This window comes from Micromonospora sp. CNZ297 (assembly GCF_007827625.1).
Genome location: NZ_VISU01000004.1, coordinates 403,164 through 415,724 on the forward strand (window position 1 = coordinate 403,164; position 12,561 = coordinate 415,724).

Sequence of the window (12,561 nt, forward strand, 5' to 3'; positions counted from 1 at the left end):
CCCCGGAAACGCAGGGTCGGCCTCACCGCAGCGCCAGCGTGACCTGCCCTGTCGCGGCCCCGGACGGGTCCACCACCAGGGTGTACGCCCCGGAGGCCGGCAACACGGTTGGCCCGATTTCACCGGCCCCGTTGATCACGCAGCCGGTGGTGACGGTGCTGCCGTCGGGCGCGTGCAGGGCCAGCACGCCGCACTGGTCCGGCAGGTCGGAGGCGGTCGCGCTCACCGTCACGGACGCGCTGGCCGTGACGGTGAACCGGTAGCCGGTGATCGCGCCGGGCCGGTCCGCGACGGCGACGACAGGCGGTCCGCCGACCGAGATCGTCGCCTCCCGGTCCCGGCTGGCGATCAGCCGCAGCGTGGTCGTGCCGGTGCCGCGTTCGGTCGGGTCGACCACCACGGTGTACGTCCCGTCGGCGGGCAGCAGCGTGCCGTCGATCTCGCCGGCGCCGTTGATCACGCAACCGCTGCTCAGCAGCCGTCCCTCGGCGTCCCGCAGCTCCAACGGCGAGCACTGGTCGGTGAGCGTGCTCGTCGGCACCTCCACGTAGACGCGCTCCCCCGCGCGCCCGGTGAACCGGTAACGCGCCCACGCGCCGGGTTGCGCGACGGTGGCGGTGACCGCCGGGCCGTTCGGCTGCACCGTGCCGTCGCTGTCCCGGGCCGAGTACACCCGCACGGCGGCGCGGCCGGTGTCGCCGGGTGCGGCGACGACCCGCAGCGCGTACGTGCCGGTGGCGGTGAGGTCGACGCGGTCGACGTACCCGGCGCCCTTGATGTTGCATCCGCTGGCGATCTCCCGTCCGCCCGGCTCGGTGAGCACGTACGGCGAGCAGCGGTCGCCGATTCCCGGCGCGGTGGCGTCGACGAAGACGGCGTCCCCGGCGCGGGCGGCGAACGTCAGCGGCTCTCCGCCGGGGGTGAGCGTGGCGGTGGCGACGGGTACGGCGGTGATCGGGGTGGCGGCCGGCGGGGCGACCCGTTCGGTGGTGGCGCCGGCCACGGCGAACTCGGGTCGGCCGCTGACCGCGACGTCGAAGACGCATTCGGCGAGCTGGGCGGGCGCGGTCACGCCGGCCCAGCGGCAGACCTGTTCGGCCGCCGCGCGCCGGGCCGGGTCGAGGTCGCCGACGGTGACCTCCCGTTCCGGGAACGCGCGGTCGGTGAAGGTGCCGGTGTCCTGCCCGTCGTCGTAGTGCAGCAGCGAGCGTTCCGGGGTGATCCGCCAGCTGTCCGCGTACGCGGGATAGAGCTTCCCGAACGGCACCGGCTGGGCCAGCGCCGCCCCGGAGGCGGGCGCGATGTCGTCGTCCGGGTCGCCGTCGAAGTCGCCGAGCAGTCCGCGTACCTTCCCGGCCCTGGTTTCGGCGAGCCGGACCAGCACGCGGTAGCCGTACCGGCCGATCTGGTCCACCGCCGCCGCGGACCCGTCCGGCCACGTCACGTCGTACCCGTCGGTGGGGCCGGTGTCCGACGGACGGCGGGTGAGGATGCCGCCGCCGACCAGGTCGGTGCGGTCCGGCAGCGCGGCCGGTGACGCGCCGTCGACGTGCACCCGGGTGCCGCCGTCGGTGAGGGTGAGCGCTATGCGGTGCGCGCCGATCCGGAACGCGACAGCCGAGTTGACCGAGGCGGTACGCGTGCCGGCCATCGGGGCCTGCCGGACCTGCACCTCCAGCGGGTCGCCGCCGGTGGACGCGACCAGCGTGAACTCGCCGACGGCCTGGAAGTCGTAGGCGACCCGGTCGAACGTGACCAGGTGCGGGTCGCCGTTGCTGCCGCCGCAATCAGCGCCGTCCTCGCAGAGCTTCACCGGGCCTTTCGGCGGCGGTGTCTTCTTGGCCGGTTTCTTGCACTCGTCGAGGTTCTTCGGCAGCGGCTTCCCGTCGTACTCGGTGCGCGGCGGCAGCCCTTTCGCCGCCCGGTAGCGGTTCTCCGCGAGCGTCGCCTTCACCTCGGCGGTACGGATGCCGGTGCCGCCGCACTCGCCCTGCGGCACCGCGTTCCGGGAGATGTCGTCGGCGTGGTTCAGCTCGTGGTAGAGCGCGGCGCACGGGTCGCGGGCCACCCCGTCGCCGTACGGGTCGGTGGAGTTCGGGTTCCACGTGACTGTCGAGGAGCCCTTGCCGTCGGCGCTGTCCGGCGTCTCGAACGCGCCCGATCCACCTGTGGTCGGGATGATCCGCACGCGGGGACTCTTCTTGTCGCGCAGCCGGGGCAGCAGGCCGGACGGGTCGCCGCCGGGTAACGCGAACCCGGCCAGGCAGCCGTCGACAGCCGCCTGGAAGTCGACGCCGCTGACCGGCACCCCGGCGGTCGGGTCGACGCCGTAGTCGGCCCGCGCCGGCCGGGCACCACCGCCGACGTACGCGCCGACGGCCACCAGCAGCACCAGGGCCACGGCGGCGGCTGTCGGCCGGCGTCGTCGGCATACCAGCAGCAGCACGACCAGCGCGACGACGAGCAGCGCGAGTGCTCCCCCGCCGACGAGCCAGAGCCAGCGCCGGCCGGTCCCGCCGTCGTCGGACACGGTGAACGTGGCGGTCCGCAGCGCTGTCGCGCCCGCACACGGGTTCGTCGCGCCTGTGACCGGCAGCGTCACGTAGCCGGCGGTCACCTCGTACCGGCCGGGTGCGCCGACCGGCCAGAGCGTGTCCAGCCCACCGCCGTCCGGGGTGGCGGCCACCGAGCGGAGCACGACCTCGCCGTCGCGCAGCCGTACCCCGGTCGACGCCACGACGGCGGTCGCTCCCGGCTCCACTGAGGTGAGCCCGGCGGTGGCGGCGGCGCCGATCCCGTCCTCGAAGAAGCTGCGGGCCAGCGTCGGCTCGACGTCGCGCCCGTCCCGGCGTACCCCCGTGACCTGCACGGTGCCGACGGGCCCGGTGGCGAGCGCGCACGCCGACCCGGTCGTGTTCGTGACGGTGAGGTCGAGGCGGACCTGGTCCCCGGCCTGGTAGTCGGCCTGGCCGGGCCGCAGGGCCAGGCCGAGGCCGCCGTCGGCGGGCGCCGCGGCGCCGCTCGCCGACCCGGTCGCCAGAGCGGTCGCGAGTACGCCGAGCGCCGCCGCCAGCCGCAGGGTCCACCTCATGGTGCGGACTGTAGAAGCGGGTGGGCCGGTTTCCGCGCGGTCTGTCGGGGACCGGTCGGAGCCGTATCCTGCTGGTGATGAATGTCTTCGGCACGGTCGCCGACCTTTACGAGCGCGCCCGGCCGGGATATCCGCCGGAGATCGCCGGGTCGATACTCGCCTACCACGGCGGCGCACCGGCGTCGGTGGCCGAGGTCGGCGCGGGCACCGGGAAGGGCACCGAGGTGCTGGCCCGCCTCGGTGCGCCCCTGACCTGCGTGGAGCCCGACGCGCGAATGGCGGCCCGGCTGGCCGAGCGGTTCCCGGAAGCGCGCATCGAGGCAACGACGTTCGAGCGGTGGTCGCCGCCCGCCGGTGGGGTGGACGTGCTCGCCTGCGCGATGGTCTGGCACTGGCTGGACCCGGCCACCCGCAACGCCCTTGCCCGCCGCGCCCTGGCGCCCGGCGGCACCCTCGCCGTCTTCGGGCACCGCTACGACTACGCCGACGCCGCCCAGCAGGCCGCCGTCCGGGCCGCACTGCGATCCGTCGACCCCACCGTCCGGGAGCGGCCCGTCGACTGGTTCCACCGGGACGTCCTCGACAGCGGACAGTTCGACGACGTACGCCGCGAGGTGTTCCGGCGGGAACTGCCGCTGGACAAGGAGCGGTACCTGGCGCTGATGCGCACGTTCGGGCCGTACCTGTCCCGCACCCCGGACCAGCAACGACGCGGGATCGCCGCGCTGGACCGGCTGGTCGACGACTTCGGCGGCACCGTCGTGCTCGACCTGCGGACCACGCTGGTGCTGGGCCGGGCCGATGCTCGGTGACCGGTGGGGTGTCTCCGACGACGAGACACGTCGCCGGTACCCGTGCGACCACTTCGTCCCCGCGCCCACGTTGCGGGCGTGGCGCGGGGTGAGCGTGGACGCGCCACCTTCCGCCGTGTGGCGGTGGGTCGCCCAGATCCGGCTCGCGCCGTACTCGTACGACTGGATCGACAACCTCGGCCGCCGTTCACCGCAACGGTTGGTGAACCTTCCCGAGCCGGTGGTGGGCGAGGCGTTCACGACTGCCGGCGGGCGGCGGCGGGGCCGGATCCTCGCGGTCGAGCCGGGGCACCACCTCACCGGCGAGATCATGGGCGCGGTGCTGTCGTACGTCCTGGTGCCCGACGCCGGGAACACCACCCGCCTGCTGCTCAAGGTGGTGATGCGGACGAACCCGGTGATCGCCCTCGGTGGCTGCCTCGGCGACCTGGTGATGGCCCGCCGGCAGTTGCTGAACCTCAAGCGGCTCGCCGAGTCCGGCGATGGGTCGGCTCGCTGACCGTCGTGGCTAGACCCCCGGATACGTTCACGACCGGCAGAGGTTCTCGACCTACGCTACGCCGATGGCCGGGCTGGTCAGTGGCTCTCCTTACCCTGATGACGGCCATCGGCCCGTTGCTGTGGTGGATCGGCGTGGGCACCGCATCTGCACCCTGCTCAGCAGCTGCCAGCAACCGGTGCGCGCAACTCCGCACTTCGTTCTCGCCCGGTTCGCGCTATCGAAACTCCCCCAGCTGGTTCATCAACGTCATCCGGAGAGCTGGTGAAGAGTTCAACTCCGGTTGACGAGATTGCGTACGACGAGTCGCCGTCGAAATCAACCGTGAGACCGCCCTGAGCTAGCTCCTCAAGCACGGCCACGAGAGGCCTTCCCGTTAATTGAGTTCCACCAAGTGACACGGCTGTTTCGCCTCCGATCTCTATGAAGGCGAGGCGGTCCAGCTCGTCGTAGGACAGCATGACCATTCCATCTTCATAGATGTCGGTCACCCCCGCGCCCGGCACTCGCTCGAAAGCCTCGTAGCTTCCGAGCCGCTCACGGTGACTGGAACGGCTCTCCCCGAACCGGGCACGATCAAGGCCGATCCCAGGCAGGACATCCAACACGCTTGGACCCTCCGGCACGGCCGAGCCCCTTTCGCTATCCCACACTGCGATCAGCCCATTCTCCATGGCCGCACCATGCCGAACGAAGCATCAACATGGATTGAGATTGATCGGCAGCTGAAATCGACGTCGCCACCGCGCGGCGCTACGCACAGGAAGCGACAACCCCGCTTGCGACGGCAGCGAACGATCTGGCCGCCGCCATGGAAAGGATCCGCCGGCTGCCTTCGCGGCCCTGGACGGCACGGCTGCCCTGATCGACCGGGTCGCTGACCTGCCTCCGCTCTCTCTGGGAGGCGCGAGCACCGTCATGCCCGCCCACGCGCGACGTGATGATGCCGCTGCGAGAGCGAGTCGCTCCCGCAGCGGCACCATCAGAAGAGCATCACAAATATCTTGCGGTCATTCTTCTTGTCGCTTCGCCGTTATTATTCGGCACTCAGCCCATCCCTCAGATTATCATGAAGCCGCTCTTGACACGCTCTCGTGTCAGACCACGTTTCGCTGAAGTGTACGATTTCCTTGGCCTGGCCAAGGTTCCCGCCTGTCAGCGACTTCACCGCCTTTACACACTCAATCTGTGACAACCCCGCGCTCCTCATGTACCGCAGCGCGGACTCCATGCTTTCGCCGCCGTCAATCAGATGACGTGCGCCCTGCAATGCAGCCTCATATCGCTCTTGTGGTTGCATCAGCACACATCACGACCGGCATACTTCTGCAGGTCCAGGGTGAAGTCAGGGCGATGCCCAACCGGCCCGGTAAGCCGAATCCCTGAGATAGTCAACTGATCAAATCCCTGCGCAGCCGCCGCAGGTGCAATTTTCCCGCGCAAAGCTTTCAACACAGTTGACGTGCCCAAAGATCCGCGGGTTAGCTCCGGACTGTCACCGTAGACCACCACATTGGAGAGCGTAACGCGCCGTCCGCTCACACTTGTTTCTGCGAGCATTCCTACATTCCCCTTCGGCGTTTCGATGCTCCACTCGAAGTCTTGCCCATCCACGAAGGGCGGCACCGGCACGCCACCCTCGTTGTGCACGAGGACCGGAGTATTGCCGGCGACCACATAGTACGTGTGGATGTCGTCGATCGTGAGATTGTGGACCTGTGCAGGCTCCGTCCACTGCCGGATCGCGCTGATCTGCACGTGAGTGCCGGCCGAGGTGCTCAGCCACTGGCCAGCCCGCAGATCGGCGGCGACGACCCACTTGCCCAGAGCAGGCACCCAGAACGGGTGATTGTCGGTGGCGACCACGCGCTCAGTGGCGTCGCCGCTGTCACGGTCGGGGTCGATGGTGACTTCGACCAGGTTCTTGCTGCCCTGACCGATGATGGTCGCCACCACCGGCTTGATCGTCGTCTTGCCGGTCACCGGATCGGTCACCAACACCATGTCGCCGGTCTTGACGTCCTCGATCGGCTTGCGCGATCCGTCGGCCATCACCACCAACGTGCCGGGCACGAAGCTGTTCTTGCACTTGATGAATGCCTTGGCGCTGCCGACCAGATCGCCGAGCAGGCCCTTGACGCGGCTGGTCAGGTTGGCGAGTTTCTTCCACTTCCATGGAGCGCCGTATCTGACGGCCAGCTTGCCCAGCGCACCGCCGATCGCCGCGCCCGCGACGTTGACTGCCGTGGCCAGGCAGCCGCCCATGTCGCCCTTGAGGAAGCAGTCCAGGGCATCGGTGATACCCAACTCGTCCATCAGGATCTTCGCCAGGGCCTTGGCGGCATTGAGCATCTTCGCCTTGGCCGCGGCGATCCGCCGCTGCCTTTCCTTCTCCGCCGCCGCCCGCGCGGCCGCGGCCCGCTCCTCCGCTGATGCCCGCGGGTTGTTGTGGACGTTGATCGTGGGCTCGTCCGGGTCGTACGCGCCCGAGCAACCGCCGCACCCGTCGTTGTGGCCCTTGACCTTGTGGTAGTTGCCGTACATGTCCTCGTAGTCGGCGCCCGGCCCGCAGGCGTCGTCGGAGCAGGCCTTGAGACCGTCCGGGTCGGAGAACGAGATCGGGTTGTTGTTGGCGTACGCGTACCCGTTCATCTGCTGCGGGTCGTTGACGTCGATGATCGGGTCGACCGAGATGAACCGGCCGGTGATCGTGTCGTACTCCCGCGCGCCGATGTTGACCAGGCCTGTCGTGGAATCGATGTTCCCGTTGACGAACCCCTTCTCCGTCGGCCACTGACCGGGCGAAGCGCCCCGGTTCTCGCCGTACGGGGTCATCCGCCGGTGCGTGACAGCGCCGCTCTGGTCCACGACTGCCTGGCCGGTGCCGTGGTGGTCGTTCGCGACGTACCGGAGGCCGTCCACCTTGCGGACCAGGCTCGCCCCGCCCGGAAGCGAGTAGTACCGGGTGGCGTCGGTGGACCGGGTCTGGTGGTTCAGCCGGATCTCCATGCCCGGCAGGTAGAGCGTGGTGGAGGCCGGCTCCTTGCGGAGCATCCGGGAGCCGTCGACGTCATAGAGGAAGCTGGTCTTCTTGCCGGCTTCGGTGACCGACTCGAGGTTGCCCTCGGCGTCCCAGGCCAGGGTCTGGTCCTCGCCGGTCCTCGTCCGCTTCTTCGTGTTGCCGGCCGCGTCGTACTCGTACGAGTACAGCCGGTCGCCCTGCGGAGTCTTCTCCGTCATCTGGCTCAGCGTGTGCGGCTGCGCCTGGCCGGCGGCCGGATAGGTGTAGCTGCGCTCGATCAGCGGAGTGCCGTTGGTCCCGTACTGGACCTCGGTCTTGCGGTTGCCCGTGACGTCGAAGGTGTAGGCGTGGTGGTAAGGGGCCACGCCGCCCACCCCGGTGACCGAGGGCCCGCCGGCGCACGGGTCGGTCGCGGTGCTCGCCGACGTCCAGGCCCGCTCCATGCGGCGCAGGTAGTCGTACGTGAAGCACTGCGTGTCCTGGGTCCCGGACGGGTTGTTGGCGATCCGCAGGATGTTGCCGGACTGGTCGTACGTGTAGCGGGCGTCGATGTCCACGACCGGGGCCGACTCGCGGTCCAGCCGTTGCCGGGTGAGCCGCTTGGAGCCCTGCTCGTACTCGTAGGTCGACCAGACCTTCCGGGTGCCCACCCGAGCCTCGGTCTGCAGTACCTCGCCGGTGCCGGCGTACTCGACGTCGGTCAGGTAGGGGGCGTCACCGGTCGCCGCGGTCAGGCGCTCAAGACTGTCGTAGGTGTAGGCGACAGTCTCGAACGGCAGCCCACCGCCCTCCGACATGCTCAGCGACTGGACGGTGCCGTCCCGGTTGAACTCCGTGCCGAAGGTGTAGAAGCCGGCCAGTTCGGCACCGGCGTGCTCGGGCACGGAGTAGTAGGTGGCGTGCGGCCGGTAGAACTCGTCGTAGATCGAGAAGTACGTGGCGTACTCGTGTCCCTCGATCCAGCGGCTCGTCGACGAGAGCTCACCCAGCATCTCCAGGTCGTACGTCCAGCTGCTCAGCAGCTCGCCAGTGTCGGCGGCCCCCTTGTAGACGGCGATCTTGCGGCCGATCTCGTCGTACTTCGTGCTGATCGTCTGGTTGAGGGCGTTCGTGGTGCTGGTGAGCCGGTCCAGGTCGTCGTAGCCGGACGTCGACGTGCCGGCGTCCGGGTCAATCGACTTCGTCTTGCGGCCCAACTGGTCGTACTCGTGGGACCAGACGTTGCCGGCCGGGTCCTTGACCGTCTTCAGCTGCCCGGCATGCGTGTAGGTGTACTCGGTCTTGTCGAAGTCGCCCGTAGGACCGCTGCCCTTGTACTGCCGCAGTTCGGTGGTCTTGCCCAGGGCGTTGGTGATCGCGGTCGTCGGGGTGCCGCCGGCCGGTGGGTCGACCGAAACCCGGTCGCCGCCGTAGGTGGTCGTGGTGCGCCACTTCTCGTTGCCCGCGACCGCGAAGATCTCCGCCGTGACCCGGTCCGCGCCGTCGTAGACGTACAGCGTCTGGCCGTTGACGTCACCGTTGACGGCCGGGTAGATCACGTCGGTGGGCGTGCCCGCCACCGTGTACGTCGCGTACGTCTTCGCCAGCTGGCCGGTGCCGGTGTAGAAGGTGTCGGCGACCGTACGGGTGCCGTCCGGGCCCTCCGACTGCACCTGGCGGGGCCGGAGCAGACCGTCGTGCAGCTTGTACTCGACGCTGTAGGAGCCGTCGTTCTGCCGCCGCTCGGTCTTGATGGCGACCGGCTTGTCGGTGCGGACCAGGTAGCTGTAGCGGATGCTCGGCTCCAGCCCGCTGGCGCCCGTCCGGTCCGGCATCCAGACCTTCGCCAGCCGGCCCAGGGCGTCGTACTCCAGGACGCTCTTGAGGCCGTTCTGGTCCACCTGGCCGACCGGCACACCCCACGCCGGGGCGTAGTCGGTGGTGGTGACGAACTGCAGCGGGTTGGTCTCCTTGACCTTGGTGGTCAGGCCGTTGGTGTCCGTGTACACGGTCTTGGTGACCCGGCCCAGCGCGTCGACGGCGGTCAAGGGCCGGCCGTACGCGTCGAACGTGCCCTCCGAGGCGCGGATGTAGGTGGCCGTCGTGCCGTTGTGGCTCTTCAGCCGCTCGGTCCGGGTCGGGTTGCCCAGCGTCGGCGCGACGCCGAACGCCTTGCCGTCGTAGAGCGTCCGGGTGTCGGAGATGACCTGCTTGCTGCGGTCGGGGGTGGCCGAGCACGCCACCGACACCGACTCGACCCGCGACACCAGGCTGTACAGGTGGGCGGTCGCGTTGTCGGCGTACGTGGTCCGGCTGCAGGCCTCGTCGCCGGTGACCGCCACGTCACCCTCGTTCTCGGTCTCGGTCACCCGGCCGAAGCTGGTCTCGAAGGTCGAGGTCTGCTTCGTCTCCCGCCAGCCGCCGGCGGCCAGGGCGACCAGGCTCCGGGCGGTGGTGGTGTTGATGAACCAGGCCTTCTTGCTGCCCCAGCTGTGGGTCTCCGTCGCGGTGTTGTGCCGCCACGGGACGGCGATGCTCTTGCTGACCGCGTCGGCGCCGTCGTAGACGATGCTCTCCAACTGGTGGCCGGAGAACTCGTTGTGGTCGGTGTGGCTCCCGCCGGTGGAGTCGGCGACGCTGACGGTACGCGTGCCGCCGTCCGGATCCTTGTCGCCGTGCATGCCGCGCAGGTAGCGGTACTCCGTCTTGGTCGTCTGGACCTGACCGTCGCCGGCCGTGACGATCACGCGGCCGTAACCGCGCCAGTCGCTCCAGGTCAGGTCCTTCGGGTCGGAGATGCCGTCCGGGTCGGCGTGCCGCCAGGCCGCACCGTCCAGGTACTGGTAGCGGGTCACCATGTCCGGCGCCCCGCCGGTGCGGTCGGTCTCGACGACCTGCTCGACCACGTACTTGTGGAACCAGTCGGTGATCGGGTCGCCGCTGCCGAGCGGGTTCCACTTCACCGGGTAGCAGCGCCTGGTGCTGTTGCCCGGCGTGGGCAGCGTGCTCTTGGTGCAGTCCGGGGTGGCGTAGTTGACGTCGATCTGACCGCCGGCGTCGGTCCACACTGTCGCCAGCCGGAAGCGGACCAGCGGGGCGATGTTGTCGCCGTCGCGGTCGATCCGGTTGGGCAGCTGCAGGCCGCCCAGTTCGACCGACGGCATGGCGATGTCGGCGCCCGGCCCGTAGAGGCCGGTGTGGGTGATCTTGTGGAGCCAGAGGGTCCGCGAGCCGTCACCGTTGTCGGTGAGCAGGTGGTCGAGCTTCCAGTTGTCCACCGGCGTCCAGCCGGTGCCCTCGCGGATCTCGGTGGTGATGCCGGTCAACCGGGCCCGGGTCCAGAACGTCGGGGTGATCTGGTCGAGCTTGCACTTGGTGTCCTTGGCGCAGTTCCGGTCGAACGGCACGTCCGGCCAGTAGGGCGCGGTGGTGGTGTTCAGATCCTGCGGGTCGCAGTCGACGTTGCCGGACGGCAGGCACCGTTCCTTGGTCTCGAAGCGCACCCGGGCGGGGGCGTTGGTCGTGTAGACGGCCTCGTGCCGCTGGCCGTAGTCGACCCGCTTGAGCCAGCCGCCCCGGACGTACGGGACACCGTTGACGTCGGTCTTCTTGCCCCGGGCGTAGTAGTTGATCTCCTTCTCGTAGAAGTACGAGGTGACGTTGCCGTAGCGGTCCTTGACGTAGTCGAGGCTCCAGCGCCACGCCTGGTCGCAGTAGGCCGACGTGAACGTCGCGTTGTAGCAGGGCTCGCCCGAGTCGTCGCCGTAGATCGGCACGGTCCAGGTCGAGCCGGTCTCCTCCTTGCCGGAGGTCCAGCCGGGGAGCCGGTTGAGGCCGAAGTGGTACTGGGTGCCGTCGGTGGTGGTGACCCGCCAGTACTCGCCGTCGTTGTCACCGTTCACCGCGCCGGTGAGCCGCTCGACCTTCGAGCCGTCGTCGGTCCCGAACCGCCAGGTGTCACCGGTCTTGACCAGTTCCGTCGACTTGCCGTTGAGCAGGATGGTCGCGTTGTCGTACGCCCAGCACTGGTCGGCGTACTGGTCGTGCCCGTCGTCCGAGCAGGGCTTGTACCGGCGCTCGATGTGCCCGGGCTCGTAGTTGAAGCCCTCACCGATCCACGAACCCTGGTTGTTGGTCGTCGCGGTCCGGCCGTCGACCGACTGCGACGAGTAGGCAAGCGCGATCGGCGGCGCACCACCACCCGGCACCGGCGGGCTCCGCAGCGGGTAGCTCCAGGAGAAGCCACCCGTGGAAGGGGCCACCGACCACTTGGACGACGGGGACAGCTTCGTGGCGCCGTAGTCACCCTGCGAGGAGGAGTCGGTGGCGGTCATGGCGAAGAGCGCACCGGTGCCCGCCTCGGCGGAGAGCGTCTCGGCGGCGCTGTCGTTCGTCGTCGGCAGCGGAACCGGGGCACACTGGGCCTTTTCCGGCGTGGTCAGCGCGCACTCCGGCAGGCGGACCAGCCGCAGCCGGGCGCCGAAGTCGCCACCGAACGCACCGGCGACCCCGCCGTAGCCGAGGGCGAGGCGGACGTTCCCGGCAGCGGCCTGACCGTCGGCCCGGTCGAGCCGGACGATCGGGCCGTCGACCTTGGCCTTCTCCGAGGCCTTCCGGTCGAGCACCTCGATGCGTACCTTGCCGGGAGCGGAGGCCGCCGGACGGGCCGAGTCCGGCGCGGCGGCCGCCGCGGCGGGTGCGGCCGACACCGCGACCGGCAGGCCACCGATCTTGGCGGTGGCCGCCGGGGCCTTCGAAGAGCCGGCGGTGGAGCGGGCCGACGCGGGCGCCGGCACGGTGATGTCCGCGGCGCCGGCGGCGGGCCAGGTGACCTTCGCCGGGGCGGTGGAGGCGGCAGCCACCGCCGGGTTGGCCGCCTTCGGCTTGGCCGGCAGCGGGTCGCGCTTGGGCAGGACCTTGGACGCGTCCGAGGTCGACGGACGGTTCGGCTTCGCCTCGGCCGAGGCGGGTGGGGTCGCGATCTGGATGAAGCCGGCGGCCATGACACCGGCCATCGCCCAGGAAACCGGTCGTACGGTGTGGCGGACGAACCCGCCGGACCGGACCAGGAGTCGGGAGAACATCACCCCTCCAGGGGTTACGGGAGAAGAACGGGAAAGGTCTCGCGTGCCGGTGGGCCCGCCCGGGAGCGGGCGGA

Annotated in this window: 5 protein-coding genes; 2 read left to right on the forward strand and 3 right to left on the reverse strand. The window is 69.9% G+C overall.

Annotated features, from left to right (window positions below):
- Nucleotides 1–22 precede the first annotated feature (22 nt).
- Complete coding sequence (locus FB454_RS10785; RefSeq protein WP_145822879.1) at nt 23–3,091, reverse strand: VWD domain-containing protein; 3,069 nt, start codon at nt 3,089–3,091, stop codon at nt 23–25.
- Between the two features lie 77 nt (nt 3,092–3,168).
- On the opposite strand from FB454_RS10785, the gene FB454_RS10790 reads away from it, so the two are divergent.
- Together FB454_RS10790 and FB454_RS10795 are read left to right on the forward strand one after the other, a co-directional pair.
- Nucleotides 3,169–3,903, forward strand: a complete 735-nt coding sequence (locus FB454_RS10790) for a class I SAM-dependent methyltransferase (RefSeq protein ID WP_013284411.1) — start codon at nt 3,169–3,171, stop codon at nt 3,901–3,903.
- Nucleotides 3,893–4,402 carry an SRPBCC family protein gene (locus FB454_RS10795; RefSeq protein ID WP_013284410.1) on the forward strand — a complete coding sequence of 170 codons (510 nt, stop codon included), beginning with the start codon at nt 3,893–3,895 and terminating at the stop codon, nt 4,400–4,402. Before FB454_RS10790 ends, FB454_RS10795 begins: the two co-directional genes overlap by 11 nt.
- Before the next feature lie 158 nt (nt 4,403–4,560).
- On the opposite strand, the gene FB454_RS10800 is transcribed toward FB454_RS10795, so the two are convergent.
- Together FB454_RS10800 and FB454_RS10805 are read right to left on the reverse strand one after the other, a co-directional pair.
- On the reverse strand, nt 4,561–5,076 hold the full coding sequence (locus FB454_RS10800) for a hypothetical protein (protein WP_145822880.1): 516 nt from the start codon (nt 5,074–5,076) through the stop codon (nt 4,561–4,563).
- A gap of 625 nt (nt 5,077–5,701) precedes the next feature.
- Complete coding sequence (locus FB454_RS10805; RefSeq protein WP_486485411.1) at nt 5,702–12,487, reverse strand: polymorphic toxin-type HINT domain-containing protein; 6,786 nt, start codon at nt 12,485–12,487, stop codon at nt 5,702–5,704.
- Nucleotides 12,488–12,561: the final 74 nt, after the last annotated feature.